Origin of the sequence: Mycobacterium sp. Aquia_213 (assembly GCF_026625985.1) — a bacterium.
GTDB lineage: Bacteria > Actinomycetota > Actinomycetes > Mycobacteriales > Mycobacteriaceae > Mycobacterium.
In genome coordinates this window covers 3,267,083-3,285,332 of record NZ_CP113116.1, presented here as the reverse complement: position 1 = coordinate 3,285,332, position 18,250 = coordinate 3,267,083, and the positions used below count along the sequence as shown (strand labels likewise).

14 protein-coding genes are annotated in these 18,250 nt (G+C 67.3%); 7 read left to right on the top strand and 7 right to left on the bottom strand.

The features are described 5' to 3' along the window. The 3 genes from LMQ14_RS15340 to LMQ14_RS15330 form a co-directional block, all read right to left on the bottom strand. Positions 1–576: a DNA polymerase ligase N-terminal domain-containing protein gene (locus tag LMQ14_RS15340; RefSeq protein WP_267730434.1), complete on the bottom strand. Its 576-nt coding sequence runs from the start codon at positions 574–576 to the stop codon at positions 1–3. A gap of 47 nt (positions 577–623) precedes the next feature. Next, positions 624–1,064 carry a DUF402 domain-containing protein gene (locus LMQ14_RS15335; RefSeq protein WP_267730433.1) on the bottom strand — a complete coding sequence of 147 codons (441 nt, stop codon included), beginning with the start codon at positions 1,062–1,064 and terminating at the stop codon, positions 624–626. A 93-nt stretch (positions 1,065–1,157) separates the two neighbouring features. Next, positions 1,158–3,821 carry an FHA domain-containing protein gene (locus tag LMQ14_RS15330; protein ID WP_267730432.1) on the bottom strand — a complete coding sequence of 888 codons (2,664 nt, stop codon included), beginning with the start codon at positions 3,819–3,821 and terminating at the stop codon, positions 1,158–1,160. Between the two features lie 230 nt (positions 3,822–4,051). Between LMQ14_RS15330 and LMQ14_RS15325 the strand changes: the two genes are divergently transcribed. The 3 genes from LMQ14_RS15325 (at position 4,052) to LMQ14_RS15315 (ending at position 7,783) form a co-directional block, all read left to right on the top strand. After that, positions 4,052–6,094, top strand: a complete 2,043-nt coding sequence (locus tag LMQ14_RS15325; protein ID WP_267730431.1) for a serine/threonine-protein kinase — start codon at positions 4,052–4,054, stop codon at positions 6,092–6,094. A 165-nt stretch (positions 6,095–6,259) separates the two neighbouring features. Continuing rightward, entirely contained in the window at positions 6,260–6,556 is a 297-nt protein-coding gene (locus tag LMQ14_RS15320; protein WP_267730430.1) for a hypothetical protein, read from the top strand. Then, entirely contained in the window at positions 6,557–7,783 is a 1,227-nt protein-coding gene (locus LMQ14_RS15315) for a hypothetical protein (RefSeq protein WP_267730429.1), read from the top strand. Positions 7,784–7,884: 101 nt separating this feature from the next. Here LMQ14_RS15315 and LMQ14_RS15310 read toward each other — a convergent pair whose 3' ends face one another. Then, the gene (locus LMQ14_RS15310; RefSeq protein ID WP_267730428.1) at positions 7,885–8,352 is read right to left on the bottom strand and encodes a hypothetical protein; all 468 of its coding nucleotides are present in this window, start codon (positions 8,350–8,352) and stop codon (positions 7,885–7,887) included. A gap of 80 nt (positions 8,353–8,432) precedes the next feature. Between LMQ14_RS15310 and uvrB the strand changes: the two genes are divergently transcribed. The 3 genes from uvrB to LMQ14_RS15295 are packed head-to-tail and all read left to right on the top strand — an operon-like array spanning position 8,433 to position 13,476. Continuing rightward, entirely contained in the window at positions 8,433–10,592 is a 2,160-nt protein-coding gene (uvrB, locus tag LMQ14_RS15305) for an excinuclease ABC subunit UvrB (protein WP_267730427.1), read from the top strand. Positions 10,593–10,618: 26 nt separating this feature from the next. Then, positions 10,619–12,025, top strand: coding sequence for an MFS transporter (locus LMQ14_RS15300; RefSeq protein ID WP_267730426.1), 1,407 nt, complete (start codon positions 10,619–10,621; stop codon positions 12,023–12,025). A 44-nt stretch (positions 12,026–12,069) separates the two neighbouring features. Further along, complete coding sequence (locus LMQ14_RS15295) at positions 12,070–13,476, top strand: MFS transporter (RefSeq protein ID WP_267730425.1); 1,407 nt, start codon at positions 12,070–12,072, stop codon at positions 13,474–13,476. Here the strand turns inward: LMQ14_RS15295 and LMQ14_RS15290 are convergent. Further along, positions 13,473–15,044 (bottom strand): glycosyltransferase family 39 protein, encoded by a 1,572-nt coding sequence (locus LMQ14_RS15290; protein WP_267730424.1) that lies wholly within the window; start codon positions 15,042–15,044, stop codon positions 13,473–13,475. The genes LMQ14_RS15295 and LMQ14_RS15290 overlap by 4 nt on opposite strands. A 317-nt stretch (positions 15,045–15,361) precedes the next feature. Here LMQ14_RS15290 and LMQ14_RS15285 point away from each other — a divergent pair, with 317 nt between their 5' ends. Beyond that, a complete protein-coding gene (locus LMQ14_RS15285) occupies positions 15,362–15,805 on the top strand; it encodes a universal stress protein (RefSeq protein WP_267730423.1) in 444 nt (147 codons plus the stop codon). Positions 15,806–15,819: 14 nt separating this feature from the next. Here LMQ14_RS15285 and LMQ14_RS15280 read toward each other — a convergent pair whose 3' ends face one another. After that, positions 15,820–17,229: a PPE family protein gene (locus LMQ14_RS15280; RefSeq protein ID WP_267730422.1), complete on the bottom strand. Its 1,410-nt coding sequence runs from the start codon at positions 17,227–17,229 to the stop codon at positions 15,820–15,822. Positions 17,230–17,513: 284 nt separating this feature from the next. Then, positions 17,514–18,191, bottom strand: coding sequence for an MBL fold metallo-hydrolase (locus LMQ14_RS15275; RefSeq protein WP_267730421.1), 678 nt, complete (start codon positions 18,189–18,191; stop codon positions 17,514–17,516). Positions 18,192–18,250 lie beyond the last annotated feature (59 nt).

Sequence of the window (18,250 nt, the reverse complement as noted above, 5' to 3'; positions counted from 1 at the left end):
TTAGGACGGTTCGGCCAGATCGTCCAGCGTGCGGCCGGACACCACCGATTCAGGTTGGCTCGTAACGGGTTTGCGCCGCGGGTCGGCGTGTTCGTCATTGCGTTTGATCAGCAGCCAGGTCTCGTCCCGGCCCGTACGAATCCTGGTGAGGGTGAACCCGCCGCACAGCTTCTCGCCTTGGAGACGGAACGAAAGATGGCCGCGATCCAGGCATTCGGCCATCTCGCGATCGGTCGCGTTGGCGTAGCTGCCGCGGTCCCAGACGATCACCGGGCCGGCGCCGTACTCGCCGTCGGGGATTACGCCCTCGAAATCCGCGTAGTCCAGCGGGTGGTCCTCGGTACGGCGCGCCATCCGCCGGTCCCTCGGGTTGGTCGACGGGCCGCTGGCGATCAGCCACGAGACGAGCACGCCCTGGATCTCCAGGCGCAAGTCGTAGTGGTCGCTGCGGGCCGCGTGGTGCTGGATCACGAAGGACGGCTCGCGCTTACCGGCGCGGCGCCGACGTCCCAGCCGCCCGCGCGGTTCGGGGCTCCGATGGAACCGGCGCCTGCGCCGGTATTCACTCAAGGGCATACCGCAGAGTTACCCCCGCGCCCGCCGCGAAAACCGGCCGGATACGGCTACCGCCGACGCCAGGTGAGCTCGATGCCGTTGCCGGCCAGCCAGCGGTGCAGGTCATAGCCGTTTCGGGCCAGACCTTCCACGGCGTGCACGGCACGCCGCACCGCCCGGTCGGCAACCTCGGACGTCAGCAGGCCCTGGTGGACCGCATCCAGCAGCTCGTCCACATCTGCTAGCTGTGCGCCCGAGCCGGTGCGCACCTCGATATCGAGGTAGTGGTCCTCTGAGCGCCAGACCTCCGAGCCGGGCGTGTATTCGCCCACATCGAGGTAGTAGTCGTGGTCACGTTCATGGCCCGGGTTGTAGTGGAACACGGTGGCGCGCAGCCCAAGCGACGGCAACAGCCACGATTCCAGGTAGTGGAACTGGGCCCGGCCCGGAGTCGGCCGGGCGACGTAGAGCCCCCACGGGTGCACCGCGTACTCATCGACCGCCCGCACAATGCCTTTGGGATCGGTGTTGGTGCGGGCGCGCAGGTCGAACGTTTCGTGCTTCGGTGGATGGATGGCGTCACCTTACCGGGATCGCGACGGTCAGCGGCGTAGCCGGATCTTCCACCGGACGAAGCCGAGATAGAGCAACGACAGGCCGCCCAGCATGCCCATGTCGAACAGCCAGGTCTTCAGGGTGTGCTGCCAGAACCGGTCCTGGGAGAGCAGCGAATCCGGTACCAGGTGGCGCAGGTCGACCGTCGACGCCGCTGCGGCGTAACCCCAGCGCGCCGGCATCACGAACGACAGCTGATCGAGCCCGAGCCGGCCGGTCACCGGGACCATGCCGCCGCACAACACCAGCTGTGCCATGACCGCCACCACGAACAGCGGCATGATCTGCTCGCTGGAGCGGACCAGCGACGAAATGGCCAGGCCGAGAAGGGCCGACGCGACACAAGTCGCCGCGACGGTCGCGAACAGCTCTACGGTGGCCGCGACCGTGCCATGGCCCAGCAGCAGGCCGCCTCGCGTCGGTGCGCTCTTGCCGATCACCACGATCGCGGTGATGATCGCCGACTGCACGATCGCGAACCCGCAGAAGACCGCCGTTTTGGCCAGCAGGTAGGCGGTCGTGGACAGCCCGACCGCTTGCTCGCGCTGGAAGATGGCGCGTTCGCCAACCAGGTCACGGATCGTCAGCGCGGTGCCCATGAACGCCGCGGCGGGCATCAACAGCGCAAGTATCTGGGCGGATTCGTCCGGTGTCCCCGCGTTCGGGGCGGGCAGATGGAATCCGTTCGAGCCCGGAACCGTCAGCGACAGCGACCCCAGGATGAACGGCAACAGCGCCAGGAAGATGAAGTAGGCGCGGTCGGCCACGACCAGGCGGATCTGCCGGCGGGCGATCGTCGAGATCTGGCGCCGCACGCTGGTATGCACCGGCTTACCCAGCTCGCCGGGCTCATCGTCCTTGGCCGCCAACAGTTTCTGAGGACGGCGCTGCGCCTCGCTGCGTTCCAGGAAGCGGCGGTTGGCTTCGTCGGGGTCGGCACCCACCCTGGTGAAGATCTTGGCCCAGTTGGTGGTGCCCATCGCCGTACCGATCTGGTCCGGCTGGCCGCAGTACGCGGTCTTGCCGCCGGGCGCCATCAGCAGCACCTGGTCGCAGAGTTCGAGGTAGGACAGCGAGTGCGTGACGACGAGCACGACGCGGCCGGCGTCGGAGAGTTGCCGCAGCATCGTCATCACCTGCAGGTCCAGCGCCGGATCCAGGCCGGACGTCGGCTCGTCGAGGATCAGCAGCGACGGCCCGGTGAGCAGTTCGAGGGCCACCGAGGCGCGTTTGCGCTGGCCGCCGGAGAGCTTGTCGACCCGGGTCTCGGCATGCTTGGTCAGGTCGAGTTCCTCGAGCACCTGCGCGACGACCTTGGCCCGGTCGGCCTTGCTGGTGTCGGGGGGCAGCCGCAGTTCGGCCGCATAACCCAGCGCCTGGTTCACGGTCAGCTGGCGGTGCACGACGTCGTCCTGTGGGACCATGCCGATCCGGCTGCGCAGCGACGCATAGTCGGCGTGAATGTTGTGGCCCTCGAAGGTGACTGAGCCGGAGCTGGGAGTGGTGTAACCGGCGATCAGCCGGGCCAGGGTGCTCTTGCCGGCGCCCGATCCGCCGATCACGGCGGTCAATGTCCCCGGCCGCGCGGTCAGGGAGATGTTGTCCAGCAACTGTTTTCCGTTGTCGACGACGTACTTGACGTCGCGCACCTCGAGGCCACCGGCGCGGGTGGCGGCCTCGCTGAGTTTGACCAGGGTGCCGTCGCGCACGACCAGGTCGACGTTGCCGATGGTGACCACGTCGTCCTCGCTCAGGATCGCCGACCCGACCCGGGTGCCGTTGACGAACGTTCCGTTGATGCTGTTGTCCCGGATCTCCAAACCCAGCGGTGTGGGAATCAACGTCGCGTGTTGCCGCGAGGCCAGCACGTCGGAGACGACGATGTCGTTCTCCGGGGCGCGCCCGATCGTCATCGCGCCGGCCGTGCCCGCCGCCGACGAGGCGCGCGGTGAGAGCAACTTCACAAAACGGGTGGCGAGGTTCGACACGTCGGCGGTCTTGGCGTCGATCACGGTGCTCTCGGCGGGTGGTGTCCCGTCCGGCCGGGACGGCGCACCGTTGTCGGGCGGCGCCAGCGCCCCGGTGTTGACGACGGTCAGTTCCTCGGGTGGTGTCGCGCGCGGCGGTGGTGGCATCCGTGGTGGCGCCTTACGTGGCTGCGTACCGGGATGTCTTGGCGGGCCGGGCATTTGAGGCGGCTGCCGTCTGGGTGGCACGCGTGGCGGAGGGGGGAGCGGCTGCGACGTAGTCGTCGGCGGGTCCGGCATCGCGGACCAGGCGATCGTGGGTGGCCCGGAATTGGGCGTCGACCGGGTTTGGGGTGGCCCGGTGATCTGACCCTGCTGCGGTCCGATGGCGAAGGTCAGCCGCGGCCCCTGGGGATTCCCCACGTGAATGCTTTGGCCGTCGTGGATATCGACGACCGGCATCCGATAACCGTTGACGTACGTGCCGTTCAGCGAGCCGTTGTCGATGGCCAGCCAGCGGCCTTGGTCGAAGCGCAGGATCAGGTGCGCACGGGATATCCGCGGGTCGGCGATGCGCAGATCGGCATGCTGATCGCGGCCGACGATCACTTCATGACCTGCGGCGAAGGTTCTTTGAGACCCGTCGTGCCGAATTGTCAGGACAGGAGGGGCGGGTCGACTCACTACTCAAGTATCGGTCCGCCGAGTTAGTGCCCCCCATTGGACTCGCCTGTGACTTAGCTTTGTTTCACTTCGGCGGCCTCACAGCTGGTTCATAGCGTCCAGCGGCCTTTCGCCTATCCGCGTCCGGCATGATTCGAACCAGTGGGTTCAGCGGGGGATCTGTCCGGGCTGCCAAAACGGTGTGGTTTTGGCGTGCGCACGAATACCCAAACACGAGGGGGTAATCACACATGGACGAGCTGAAGCGCCCAACCCGGCGCCTCGGCAGCGGCCGGCGGCTGCTGACTAACCCGCGACTGGCCGGCGAGGCGCTGCGCGCTGGGTTTCATTCGGCGACCGTTGCACACCTGTTTCGCCGTGTCCCCCCGGTCAACTCGACTCCGAATCCGGAACCCCCGCAGGCCCCGGCCGACGAGCAGATCAGCGGATCGCGTCTGGCGATGGCCAACGGTGCCTCCTTCGCGGGCTACACCATCCTGCGGCCGCTGGGCGCCGGCGGGATGGCCGAGGTTTATCTGGCACTGCATCCGAGGTTGCCGCGTCGCGACGTGATCAAAGTCCTCGCCGAGGCCGTCACCGCGGACAGTGAGTTCCGCGAAAGGTTCAACCGGGAAGCCGATCTCGCTGCGACGCTGTGGCACCCGCACATTGTCGGCGTCCACGATCGCGGTGAATTCGACGGTCAGCTCTGGATCTCGATGGACTACGTCGAGGGCACCGATGCGGCCCGGCTGGTGAAAGAGCGCCACCAGGACGGGATGCCGATCGGTGAGGTATGCGCGATTCTGCATGCCGTCGCGGGCGCACTCGATTACGCGCACGATCGCGGGTTGCTGCACCGCGACGTCAAACCCGCCAATATTCTGCTCACCCATCCCGGAGATGACGACCAACGAATCCTGTTGGCGGACTTCGGTGTAGCGCGACATCTGGGCAACATCAGCGGGATCACCGAGACCAACGTCGCGGTCGGAACGGTCGCGTATGCGGCGCCCGAGCAGCTGACCGGAGCCAACATTGACCGCCGCGCGGACCAATATGCGTTGGCCGCCACGGCATTTCATCTACTCACCGGCGCCCCGCCGTTTCAGCATTCCAACCCGATCGCGGTGATCAGCCAGCACCTGCACGAGCATCCGCCGCGCCTCAGCGATTACCGCCCCGAGTTGGCCTACTTGGACGACGTGTTCTTCAAAGCCCTTGGGAAGCAACCCGCGGAGCGCTTCGAGCGATGTCGCGCATTCGCCGCCGCCGTCGGCGAGCAGGTCGACGCCGTCGCGGAGGGCGGTGACGCGGCCGTCTTGCCGCACTCGCGCCGCGGAGCCCGCGGTGTGGTGGCGGCCCTCAAAAGCAGGTTCTCGTCGCGGGTCCGGTGGTCGGCGGCGCTGGTGTGCGCGGTGCTCGTCGCCGTCGCGGCGACCTGGTCGACGCTGTACTCGTTCCAGCCCGAAAGTCCGCAACCCAACCCCGCGCTGGCGTCGCGACCGTCCGCGCCCGCGGCCAGCGCCGCGCCCAGACCCGGGGGACCGGTCCTCAACGGCACCTACCAATTGACCTATGACCGGACCAAGCGGACCACCAATGGCGTGGCGATCCGCCACGACGGCTCCGACACGAACTGGTGGGCGTTCCGTTCCGCGTGCACGACGAACGGATGCGCGGCCAGCGGCACCAAGCTGGACGACACCAACCACCAAGTGGCCAGCACCACCGACGGCGGGGAGACCGACACCTTGCGGTACGTCGGCGGATATTGGCAGGGGGCGCCGCAGCAGGAGCGGATCGGCTGCCACCAGCCGAACGGGCAGGTCCTTGCGACCCAGCAGGAGACGGTCGCCTGGTCGCTGGCCCCGCAACCGGACGGCACCCTGCGGGGCACCGAAACCGAAACCGTGCTGAGCAACGAATGCGGCGCGCAGGGGGCCGTGGTGCGGGTCCCCGTCGTGGCGACCCGGGTCGGTGACGCGCCGGCGGGGGTGGCGTTGGCCGATCCCAACCAGGTGATCAGCACTTCGACCGCACCCGCGCACCCGGCGCCGGCCGTCCTCGGCGGGTTATGCACCGACGTCGACAAACTCGCCTACGACCCGACCAGCAACCAGCAGGTCGTATGCGAAGGCAACAGCTGGGACAAGGCGCCCATCGCGACGGGCGTGCACGCCGCGGGCAGTTCGTGCGATCTGCCCGACGTCCCGGTGTTCGCGATGTCCACCTCGAACGACGGGTATCTGCTGCAATGCGATCCGGTCACCCGGATATGGACCCGGCACTGAGCGTTTGGCTGCTGAGATCGATAGGCGACTTTCAAACGCGATATCAACGGCGATATCGCGTTTGCGGATCAAACGGTGGTTCCCGGTGCGGTGCCGGTGTGACGGATGTGGTTGTGCGCTCTGAGTGACTATCGCTGCGTGACAGTCGGCCTAAACTTTTCGCTCATGGAGCAGTTGCGTGTGGACACCGCGGCTCTACAAGCGATGGCCAGTCGGTGGGGCGCTTCGGCGGCCCGATTAGGCGAGATGACAGCTCCGGCGGGGCTCGGGCTGTCGTGTCAGGCCAGCGCCGTGGCGGTCAGCGCCGCTCACGCCGACGTCGGCGCTTTCGCATCCGCGCTGGCTGCACGGGTTGGTACCCGCGCAACTGGCATCTCCGCAGCCGATACTCGCTACATCGCCAACGAAGCGCACTCGGCCGACGAGATCGAGGCCGTCGCCCCTCCGGTGATAGGCGTGTAGATGTGTGCGGTCGCCGGCTTTCCCGGCCTCTCGCAGTTGCTGACTTGGCCGACCCAACATCTCACGGACGGGGCCGCGCATTGGGAGGCTGTCGGCGAGCACAGCTATGGGTTGGCTCAACAGACCTGGCGGGACGCGCTTTCGATCGATTGGCAGGGCGAAGGCGCCGACGCAATGCGCGCCGCAACCCACGCCGATTTGTTGACCACCAGCGCGGCAGTCGACCAGCTGCAAGCGGCGGCCAAAGTGGCCCGCAGCGGCGCCTCCGAACTGTATGCGGGGCGCTCGCGGATGCGCTACGTGGTCGAGGACGCTCGCGCGGCGGGTTTCATTGTGGGAGAAGATCTTTCAGTCACCGACCGTTCGACTGGTGGGTCGGCTGCGCAACGAGCCGCCCGGCAAGCAGAGGCGCAAGCCTTGGCCGCCGATATCCGCCAACGCGCTGCGGAGCTCGTCGCGCTCGATCAACAGGTTGCTGGCAGAGTCACCGCGGCCATAGCTGGGGTCCGCGATACTTTCCCGCCAAACCCGGGGCCCGACAGGGCTCCAGAGAACGGACACGTCGAAGCGGTCGACAATCACACCTTCAAAGAAGATCCGCCGCCTCCCGGGCCGCCGGGCAATCCATTTGCGGGCTGGACCGACGAGCAAAAGGCTCAGGTGGCAGCGGAAATTGCCCACGGTCACGCGTTGGAGCATTTCCCAGGAAAGACACCACAGGACCTGGCCAGGTGGATATACGACGCGATGAATGATCCGACTACCCGTGTTGGTACGAGCACCAAGTCCGGCGGATTGGCGCTGCTGCGGGATGGTCATGTGATCTTCATTAATCCGCGGGACGGAGACTACGGAACTGCGTTCGTTCCCAAGCCACTTCCCGGCGATTCGTGGCGGACCCCGTCAGAATATTTTGACCGGAACACTCGAGCGCTCGAGCCGCTACCCCCTCCAACGCCCGGACGGTTGCCGCCCGTCGCCGCCGGGGAGATGTCGCCTCCTACGCCCGGGTCACCTGGCGCACCCGTTCCGCGGCCCGCATCACCCGCACCAATCGAGGCGCCTCAGGCGCCGAAGCCGGCGCCACCGGTAAAGGGCGGCGAAGGCTTTGGCGGCGGACCGGCGACACCCTTCGGACCGAAGTTGGTCGAGCCGCCCCACGCCGGTCATCACCACCCGCCAGTGCTCGGTGACCTGGACCCTGACCCGTGGGATCACGGCGAATGAGCAGGACCGAGCAGTTGAAGTTCCGTCCCCCGCCCCGCGTTTGATTTCGGAAATCGGGAAGATGCTTTCGGTGGCCTAATCGCTCAACGGTCCGTTGTTATCTATAGGCCCGGCGGGTATTGCCGCCCCTGCTGATCGCTGCGCACCTTATCCCAGTAACGATTCTCATCCTCAATTTCCGCGGCGGTGCGGGTCCTACCACCGTTCGGAAACAACAACTTCGCGCGGGCGCGGCCGCCGATCTTGCGGCGGCGCTGCAGGCTACGCAACAAACTCACCGCTTCGGTATCCGAGAACCCGGTAACGGTTGCGAAGTCCAAGCCGGCGCCGACCAGCTCGCTGGCCCACGTGATTTCGGTAAGGAATAGGACTCGCGCCCAGTCCAGGTCCGTGAGTGATTCGACATCAGTGACGGCGCGCTTAAGACGGACAGTGAGGTCGCCGAACTCATCCCACGTCGACAACCCGAGCACCTGAAACGGAAATGGTGCGTCGGCGGCCGACAACGCCCATTGCTCCAGCGCCTGCTGGATGAACTCGCGTTCTCGCTCGGTGAGATCGACTGCCACCAACTCGGAAGAATCCGTCATCAAATTGATCCTAAGACCGCTACGCGACACTTGTCGGCGCACGCCTCTACCCTGGGGACATGGCTTTCGCCACTGAACATCCTGTCGTCGCGCATTCGGAGTACCGCGCGGTCGACCAGGTCGTGCGCGCCGGTGGCCAGTTCGAGGTGGTCAGCCCGCATGATCCCGCCGGTGACCAGCCGGGCGCCATCAACGAGCTGGAGCGTCGGATCCAAGCGGGGGAGCGCGACGTCGTGCTGCTTGGCGCCACCGGCACCGGCAAGTCGGCGACCACCGCGTGGTTGATCGAGCGGTTGCAGCGGCCCACCCTGGTGATGGCGCCCAACAAGACGCTGGCCGCTCAGCTCGCCAATGAACTGCGAGAGATGTTGCCGCACAACGCAGTTGAATACTTCGTGTCGTACTACGACTATTACCAGCCGGAAGCGTATATCGCGCAGACCGACACCTACATCGAAAAGGACAGCTCGATCAACGACGACGTGGAGCGGCTGCGGCACTCCGCGACGTCGTCCCTGCTGTCCCGGCGCGACGTGGTGGTGGTGGCCTCGGTGTCGTGCATCTACGGCCTGGGTACGCCGCAGTCCTACCTGGACCGCTCGGTCGAGCTGCGGGTCGGTACCGAGGTGCCGCGCGACGGGTTGCTGCGATTGCTGGTCGACGTGCAGTACACCCGCAACGACCTGTCCTTCACCCGTGGCTCGTTCCGGGTGCGCGGCGACACCGTGGAGATCATTCCGTCGTACGAAGAGCTCGCGGTGCGCATCGAGTTCTTCGGCGACGAGATCGAGGCGCTGTATTACCTGCACCCGTTGACCGGCGACGTGGTCCGGCAGGTCGACTCGCTGCGGATCTTTCCGGCCACCCACTATGTGGCCGGTCCCGAGCGGATGGCGCAGGCGATCTCGACGATCGAGGAAGAACTCGCCGAGCGCCTCGCCGAATTCGAGGGCCAGGGCAAGCTGCTCGAGGCCCAGCGGCTGCGGATGCGCACCAACTACGACATCGAGATGATGCGGCAGGTCGGCTTCTGCTCGGGCATCGAGAACTACTCGCGCCACATCGACGGCCGCGGGGCGGGAACCCCACCGGCGACGCTGCTGGATTACTTCCCGGAGGACTTTCTGCTGGTCATCGACGAGTCGCACGTGACCGTGCCGCAGATCGGCGGCATGTACGAGGGCGACATGTCGCGCAAGCGCAACCTGGTCGACTACGGATTCCGGTTGCCGTCGGCCTGCGACAACCGCCCGCTGACCTGGGAGGAGTTCGCCGACCGGATCGGGCAGACGGTGTACCTGTCGGCCACGCCGGGTCCCTACGAGCTGAGCCAGGCCGCCGGCGAGTTCGTCGAGCAGGTGATTCGCCCAACCGGCCTGGTGGACCCGAAGGTCGTGGTCAAGCCGACCAAGGGACAGATCGACGACCTGATCGGGGAGATCCGCAAGCGGGCCGAGGCCGACGAGCGGGTCCTGGTGACGACGCTGACCAAGAAGATGGCCGAAGATCTCACCGACTACCTGCTGGAGATGGGCATCCGGGTGCGCTACCTGCACTCCGAGGTCGACACGCTGCGACGGGTGGAGCTGCTGCGCCAGCTGCGGCTCGGCGATTACGACGTGCTGGTCGGCATCAACCTGCTGCGCGAGGGGCTGGACCTGCCCGAGGTGTCGCTGGTGTCGATCCTCGACGCCGACAAGGAAGGCTTCCTGCGGTCGGCGCGCAGCCTGATCCAGACCATCGGCCGTGCGGCCCGCAACGTCTCCGGCGAAGTCCACATGTACGCCGACAAGATGACCGACTCGATGACGGAGGCCATCGACGAGACCGAACGGCGGCGCGCCAAGCAGGTCGCCTACAACGAGGCCAACGGCATCGACCCGCAGCCGTTGCGCAAGAAGATCGCCGACATCCTCGATCAGGTCTATCGCGAGGCAGACGACTCCGAAAACGTTCAGATCGGCGGGTCGGGGCGTAACGCCTCGCGCGGCCGGCGCGCGCAAGGGGAGCCCGGTCGCGCGGTCAGCGCCGGCATCATCGAGGGCCGCGACACCGGCAGTATGCCGCGCGCCGAATTGGCCGACCTGATCAAAGATCTCACCGCGCAGATGATGGCCGCCGCCCGTGACTTGCAGTTCGAACTGGCCGCACGGTTCCGCGACGAGATCGCCGACCTCAAAAAGGAACTGCGCGGAATGGATGCCGCCGGCCTGAAGTGACGCGCGACGCCTCATACGGTGTAGGGGTGACGAACACGGCCAGCGATACCGGCAGTTGGCGCGAGCTGCTGGGCGGCTACCTGGGCACGTCCACCGTGCTGGCCGGTGGCGTGCTGCTCTACGCCACCACCGAGTTTCTGACCACCAGCCTGCTCCCGAGCACGGTCGCCGAAATCGGTGGCAGCCGGCTGTATGCGTGGGTGATCACCCTGTATCTGGTCGGGTCCGTCGTCGCGGCGGCCACGGTCAACACCTTGCGATTGCGCATCGGTGCGCGTTCCTCGTTCCTCTGGGGTCTGGCCGTCTTCGGTATCGCGAGCGTCGTGTGCGCGGTGGCGCCGAACATGGTGGTGCTGATAGCCGGGCGTGCCCTGCAGGGGGTGGCCGGCGGTCTGCTGGCCGGCCTGGGTTATTCGCTGATCAATACCGCCCTGCCGCGTTCGCTGTGGACCCGTGGCTCGGCGCTGGTGTCGGCGATGTGGGGCGTCGCGACCCTTGTCGGGCCCGCGGTGGGCGGTCTCTTTGCGCAGTTTGGGTTGTGGCGGTGGGCATTTGGTGCGATGACAATTCTCTCCGCTCTGATGGCGATCTTGGTGCCGCGGGCACTCAGCAACGCCGACGGCGGTCCCGGCGACGCGACGGCGATCACCAAGGTGCCGGTGTTGTCGCTGCTGCTGATGGGTGCCGCCGCCCTGGCGGTCAGCGTTGCGGAGTTGCCGCGCAATGTCTTCGCGACGGTGGGGCTGCTGGTCGCTGGTGCGGTGCTGATCGGACTATTCGTCTACGTCGACTGGCGGATGCGCGCAAAAGTGTTACCGCCCAGCACGTTTGGAAGCGGGCCGTTGAAATGGATCTACCTGACGATGGCGGTGCAGATGGCTGCCGTGATGGTCGACACCTACGTGCCGTTGTTCGGTCAGCGGTTGGCGCATTTGACGCCGGTCGCGGCGGGGTTTTTGGGTGCGGTGTTGGCGATGGGTTGGACGATCGCCGAGCTGTCCAGCGCCTCGCTCAGCAGCCCTCGCGTTGTCGGCCGGGTGATCGCGATAGCGCCGCTGGTGATGGCGTCGGGGCTGGCGCTGGCCGCGGCAACCCAGCGCAGTGACGCGCCGCTCGCGGTCGTGCTGGTCTGGGCGCTGGGATTGCTGATCGCCGGAATCGGGATGGGCATGACGTGGCCGCATCTGTCGATGCGTGCGATGGACACCGTCGACGACCCGTCCGAGGGCGGGGCGGCGGCCGCGGCGATCAATACCGTCCAATTGGTCTCGGCGGCGTTCGGGGCCGGGTTGGCCGGCGTGGTGGTCAACAACGCTGCGGGCGGCGACTTGGCGGCGGCTCGCTGGGTGTACGGCGTCATTGCTGCGCTGGCGGCAACGGCCGTCATCGCGTCCACAAAGGCCAGCCGGCGCGACCGCCACGCGCCGCGCTGAGGCTTTGCTGACGAAACACCTGATCCTCCCCATACCGTGTACGAATGACCGTTACGGCGGATGCGACCGGTAGTTGGCGCGAGCTGCTCGGCCAGCATCTCGGCATGTCCACGGTCTTGGCCGGCGGCGTTCTGCTCTACTCCACCAACGAATTTCTCACCGTCAGCATGCTGCCGACCATCATCGCCGACATCGGCGGAGGTCGGCTGTATTCCTGGGCAACAACTCTGTACCTGGTCGGTTCGGTGGTGGCGGCCACCGTCGTCCACCCGATGCTGCAGCGCATCGGGGCGCGATGGTCGTATCTGGTCGGGCTCACGGTGTTCGCGCTCGCCAGCGTGGTGAGTTTCTTGGCGCCCAACATGGGGGTTCTGGTCGCCGGACGCGGGTTGCGAGGTGTGGCCGGCGGTCTGCTGGCCGGCCTGGGCTACGCGCTGATCAATACCGCACTGCCGCGTTCGCTGTGGACCCGCGGCTCGGCGCTGGTGTCCGCGATGTGGGGAGTGTCGACCCTGATCGGGCCGGTGACGGGCGGAATCTTCGCGCAGCTCGGCCTGTGGCGGTGGGCGTATATCGCGATTGCTATCTGGGCCGGGCTGATCGCGTTGCTGGTGCTGGCCGTGCTGAAGCCCGACCGGGTCGGCTCGTTCGGTGCTAAACCGGTAACACCGCTGCGCAGGGTGCCCATCTGGTCGCTGCTGCTGATGGGTTCGGCCGCTCTGATCGTCAGCGTCGCTTCGTTGCCGCACCACTCGGCGAAGAGCGTGAGCTTGCTGCTTGCCGCTGTGCTGCTGATCGTCGCCTTCCTCGTCGTCGACGGGCGAGCACAGGTGGCGGTGTTGCCGCGCAGCGTATTTGGCCCGGGGCCGTTGAAGTGGATCTACCTGACCATGGCGGTCCAGATGGTCGCCGCCATGGCCAACGTCTATGTGCCGTTGTTCGGCCAGAAATTGGCCGATCTGAGTCCCGTGGAGTCCGGGTTTCTCAGCGCGGCGCTGGCGATCGGGTGGACCGGCAGCGAAATTGTCAGCGCGTCGTTGACCAATCGCCGGGTGATCCGGCGCCTGATCGCCGCCGCGCCGTTAGTAATGGCAATGGGTTTGGCGCTGGCCGCCGTCACCCAGCGCGCGTACGCCCCGCTCGGATTTGTCGCGCTGTGGGCGCTGGCCCTATTGATCACCGGCGCTGGTATCGGGATTGCGTGGCCACACCTGACGGTGCGTGCGATGGATTGCGGCGACGACGCGGTCCAAAGCAGCGCGGTGGCGGCCTCGATCAACACCGTGCAGCTGGTCTCGGCGGCATTCGGGGCCGGGCTGGCGGGTGTGGTGGTCAACCTGGCCGAGGCCGACGATGCGACGGCGGCCCGCTCGCTGTATCTCGTGTTCGCGGTGCTGGCGGCGAGCGGAGTCGTGGCGTCGTACCGCGCGGTCCGGCTGCAGTCGGATTAGCGGGTGGATTTGACGACCTGCGAGTAGTGGAATTGCCACCGCTCGACGATGTGGAAGCCGAGGTAGCCGGGGAACCGATACGCCGGTGTACGGCCGAATGCTCCCGGCGGCAACGACTTTCCGGTCTGATGATCGGGGAACGACTTGTCGTAGTTGGTGATGGTCCACAGCGTGGTGCACTTGTTGATCTTGGCCGTCGTCAGCCACACCGCGACGTGGCCGTCCCACAGCGATCCGACCTTGGGCCCGTACACACCGCGCTCGACGTCGATCAGCGATCGAAACGCGGCCGGGCGGGTGGCCAGTAGCGCGCGGATCGGGCCGGGCCGCCACGGCACAGTGTTGTCCGCCAGCAGGCAGTCCCCGGGCGCGGCGTGCGAGCTGATCACGTCGGCCACCTGGCTGTAGTCCCAGCCTTCCTTGGCGTACGGCCAGCGCTGGACGAACAGGTAATCCGGCACCGCGGCGACCACGAACAGCAGCACGACGCCGACAATCGCCCACCGCCTGCGCGCCACCGTGATGATGCAGACGGCCAACAGGATGGCCATCGCGGGCGTGGTCAGGATCAGATAGCGCGGAAAGTACATCGGCTCGCCGATCGCCGAATAGACCACCACGACGGTGGTGGGCAGCACGATCCACCCGATGCAGACGGTCAGCAGGCGGCGCATATCGCCCGCCGGGGCAGGCGCGCCGAGCCGCCGGGCGACAATCGCGGCCACCATGATCACCGCGCTGAGCACCGCGAACGGCACGCTGTGATCGAAATACTGTCGTTGGGCGATATCGAAGGCGTAGTGCCAGCTGACCGGGAAAAGCCAGTTGACCTGAAATGCCTGACCATGTGCGAACACAATGAACGGCGTCATGACACCCAGCGCGACGGCCGTGCTGGCCGCCCACCAGATGACGGGGGACTTCCGCGATCCCGTCGGGGCCAGCAGGGGCAGCAGCACCGCGTAGACCAAGACCAGCAGAACCAGGTTGAGGCTCAGCAGGATTGACACCATCAGCGCCACGGCGTAGCCCACCCACAGCCGGGGCCGATTGCGCCGCACCGCGGTGACCAGCAGAACGGTCAGCCAGATCGCCGCGGCCACTGACAGGGCATACGGGCGAGCCTCGATACCCGCCCACGTGGTGCGCGGCAGGATCGCGAAGATGACGCCCGCGCACACCGCGGTGCCGCGTCCCGGGGTGAATTGTCTGGTGAACACGACGACGCCGGCGGCAGCGGCCCCGATCGCGAGGGCGCTGGGAACCCGTGACCAGAACTCGGTCGGCGGAAAGATAGCGAACCATCCGTGCATCACCAGGTAGTACAGGCCGTGCACGGCATCGATATGGCCCAGCAGCCGCCACAGTTCGGGCAAAGTCCGGCTCGCCGCGGCCGAGATCGTGGCTCCCTCGTCGAACCACAGCGAAGGCCGGCAGGCCCAGGCGCCGCTGATGACGGCAGCCAGAATGGCGATCGCCCACGGGTCGAGCAACCTGCCACGCGCGGGCCCGGGCCCGGACTCGGCAATGACATCCGGGGAGCGCTGCTCGACGGCGGACGTAGCCATGATGCCTGTCACTGTAAGGCGCACCCGATCGACCTGGTCACCAGCGGTCCGGCCGGCCGGTCGGAGGCGGCCAGACACGGCTCGACCGCCTCGCTTGCTGCGTCCGTAGTTCCCGGAAAATCCCGCCACGCAAGGCCTTCCGGCCTGGGCGGGGGCACCTCATGGCCTCATTATCGGGAATTGACGCCGTTGCTGCAGCGTGGCGAAGTAAATGGAGGCTTGCGCCACACCGCTTTGGTGTGGGTAATCTACCCATCTAGATCGGACAACGCGCTACTGTCTTGGGGTTGGCCTGGCAAACGACACTGGGAGGGTAAATGTCCGCTTATCGGACTGTGGTGGTCGGCACTGACGGCTCGGACTCATCGTTTCGTGCCGTCGAGCGGGCGGCCGCCATCGCCGGGCCGGACGCCAAGCTGATCGTCGCGTCGGCATATCTGCCCCAGCATCAGGACGGCCGGGCCGCCGACGTCCTGAAGGAAGAAAGCTACAAAGTTTCGGGCACCGCCCCGATTTACGCGATCTTGCAGGACGCAAAGGAGCGGGCACACAAGGCCGGTGCGAAGAACGTCGAGGAGCGCCCGATCGTCGGTGCGCCCGTTGACGCCCTGGTCAGCCTGGCCGAAGACGTGAAGGCCGACCTGCTGGTCGTCGGAAACGTCGGCCTGAGCACGATCGCGGGCCGCTTGCTGGGCTCGGTGCCGGCCAACGTGTCACGTCGGGCCAAGGTCGACGTGTTGATCGTGCACACCACGTCCTAACGGACGGGTTTTCGCTACTCCGCGGAGCCCCTGGCCCACAAGGCCAGGGACCGCATCAGCACATCGCGCTCCATCGCCAAGTCGGAAATCTGCTTGCGCAGGTCGTTGATCTCGTCGCGAAGCGTCTCGCCCCCCATGCCCTCGCTCGCCGCAACACGCTGATCGGTCAACATCGCCTGGCTGTGCCCGTCGTAGGGGCCCGCCGCGCGCGCCACCTGCGGAATCACCGCGGGAGAGGAGCCGTATCGGGCCGGCGTCCCGCGATCGGGTGGCGGGGTCGCCCCGCGTTGGGACGCCGCGCCGGCACGCGTGGCCGCAAAGCCGCCGCCCGCCGCGCCGCCGCCGCCCGCCGCCGCGGCCATCAGGCTGCCCGGCAGGAACGCGCCGGCACCGGGGCCGAACCCGTCTAGCGCGGCCTCCGGCAGCCCGGCCAGGGCGGCTTCCGGCAAGGCCCGCACCGCGCTGGCGAGTACGGGTGCGGCTCCGGCCCAGGCCGGCGGTACCGACAGCCCACCCACCGGGAGTGACCGCCCCAGACTCGCCAGCACGCCCGTGCTGCCCAGACTCGACGCGACGGGTGTGGTGTCGCTCAGCAGGCCCGCCGCCGCGCCCGCGGCACCCAACGCCGGGGCCGCGGCACCCAGGATCGTGGGTGGCAGCGCCGCATTGACCGGGCCGGTGAACAACGGGCCGAGGATGAACAACACTCCACTGGCGATGTAGGTGGTGCTTGCGGTGACATTCAGGATTTCCGACAGCGCCGGGGAGCTCGGCTCCCCGGCGAGCGTGTCCAGCACGGCGGGCACCGTCTGCAGCACTTGCGTCAGGGCTTTGGGGCTCGCGGCGGCCGAGGTGCTGGCCTTGCTCACCGCGGCGTCCTGGGCGCCAACCCCGGACGGGTCGGTGGTCTGCGGCGGATCGCTGAACGGCGTCAACCTCGACGCGGCCGCCGACCCGCTCGCATAGGTGTACATGGTCGTCGCATCCTGCGCCCACATCTCGCTGTACTGCGTCTCGGTGGCCGAGATCGCCGGGGTGTTCTGGCCGAGCAGGTTCGTCGCGACCAACGACAGCAACACCGCACGATTCTCGGCGATCAGGGCCGGCGGCACCGTCGCGGCAAAGGCCGTCTCGTACGCCGCGGCCGCCGCCCTGGCTTGCCTGGCGGCCAGCTTGACCTGCTCGGCGGTCGTGCTCAACCACGACGCGAACAGGATGGCCGCGGCCCGCATCGACATCGACGCCGGACCCATCCACGCTTCGCGCGTCAGCGCGGACACCACCGATCGGTACGCGCCCGCCGCCGAGGTCAGTTCGGAGCCCAGCCCGTCCCAGGCGGCCGCGGCCGCCCACATCGGCACGGACCCCGCCCCCGCGTACATCCGGCCGGAGTTGACCTCCGGCGGTAACGCTGCATAATCCATTTCCGTTCGCCAATCAGTTAATTGGGCACGACTGCCTGCGCGGCTGGCGTGAAGTGGACATCTGGAAAACGAGTGGTGATCGGCTCGCATGCTACCGAGCACGGTCTGCCGTCGAGGGTGTTTCGGCGCAGCTCAATCGGGATTTTGCGATCCGGCCGCGTCGTGTTCTCCGGGGTCGGCGGACGGGATGCGGCCGGTCGCCGCGGCTGATCCCAGGCACGCCGTCAAAGTTGGCGCCGTCGGCTCCGAATCATGCTCTGCAGCAAGGTAACCCAGCTGATTGGCTACCAGCCTCGCTCGCGCCATTCGCTCAGATGGGGGCGTTCGGTGCCCAGCACCGTGTCGTCGCCGTGGCCGGGATAGATCACGGTGGAATCGTCATACACCTCGAAGACCCTGGTGCTGACGTCGTCGAGCAGCTGGGTGAAGTCACCGGGCTGCCACGTCTTGCCCACCCCGCCGGGGAACAGGCAGTCGCCGGTGAACAGCTGCGTGACGCCGCCCGTCGCCGGCCCGCCGAGGGCCAGCGCGATCGATCCCGGCGTGTGCCCACGCAAGTGGATGACGTCGAACGTCAGCTCGCCGATGTGCACGGAGTCACCGTTGGCCAGCAAGCGATCCGGTTTGACGGGCAGCGGTTCGGCGTCGATCTCGTGGGACGCGGTCGGCGCGCCGGTGGCGGCGGCCACGGCCTCCAGCGCCTGCCAGTGATCGAAGTGCTGATGGCTGGTCACGATCAGCGACACCTTCGGGGCGTACTGCCGGACCAGATCGATCAGCACGTCAGCGTCGTTGGCGGCGTCGATCAGCAGCGTTTCCCCGGTCGCGGAACATGTCACCAAGTACGCGTTGTTATCCATGGGGCCCACCGACGCCTTGACGATCGTGACCCCGGGCAGGGTGCGACGGGCGGCGTTGCCAGGGTCGACGTGTCCGGTGTAGTTGTCGTCCACGATGGTCATGCGCGCCACGTTACTGCTCGCCGGGCAGGGATGGGCGTCTTGTCGGTGGCGGCACATAG

Bases quoted from the DNA above. Each gene is read 5' to 3' on its own strand.
- LMQ14_RS15275 (WP_267730421.1), bottom strand. From the start codon at position 18,191: ATGACCATCGTGGACGACAACTACACCGGACACGTCGACCCTGGCAAC.
- LMQ14_RS15315 (WP_267730429.1), top strand. From the start codon at position 6,557: ATGTGTGCGGTCGCCGGCTTTCCCGGCCTCTCGCAGTTGCTGACTTGG.
- uvrB (WP_267730427.1), top strand. From the start codon at position 8,433: ATGGCTTTCGCCACTGAACATCCTGTCGTCGCGCATTCGGAGTACCGC.
- LMQ14_RS15285 (WP_267730423.1), top strand. From the start codon at position 15,362: ATGTCCGCTTATCGGACTGTGGTGGTCGGCACTGACGGCTCGGACTCA.
- LMQ14_RS15340 (WP_267730434.1), bottom strand. From the start codon at position 576: ATGCCCTTGAGTGAATACCGGCGCAGGCGCCGGTTCCATCGGAGCCCC.
- LMQ14_RS15280 (WP_267730422.1), bottom strand. From the start codon at position 17,229: ATGGATTATGCAGCGTTACCGCCGGAGGTCAACTCCGGCCGGATGTAC.
- LMQ14_RS15295 (WP_267730425.1), top strand. From the start codon at position 12,070: ATGACCGTTACGGCGGATGCGACCGGTAGTTGGCGCGAGCTGCTCGGC.
- LMQ14_RS15290 (WP_267730424.1), bottom strand. From the start codon at position 15,044: ATGGCTACGTCCGCCGTCGAGCAGCGCTCCCCGGATGTCATTGCCGAG.
- LMQ14_RS15320 (WP_267730430.1), top strand. From the start codon at position 6,260: ATGGAGCAGTTGCGTGTGGACACCGCGGCTCTACAAGCGATGGCCAGT.
- LMQ14_RS15325 (WP_267730431.1), top strand. From the start codon at position 4,052: ATGGACGAGCTGAAGCGCCCAACCCGGCGCCTCGGCAGCGGCCGGCGG.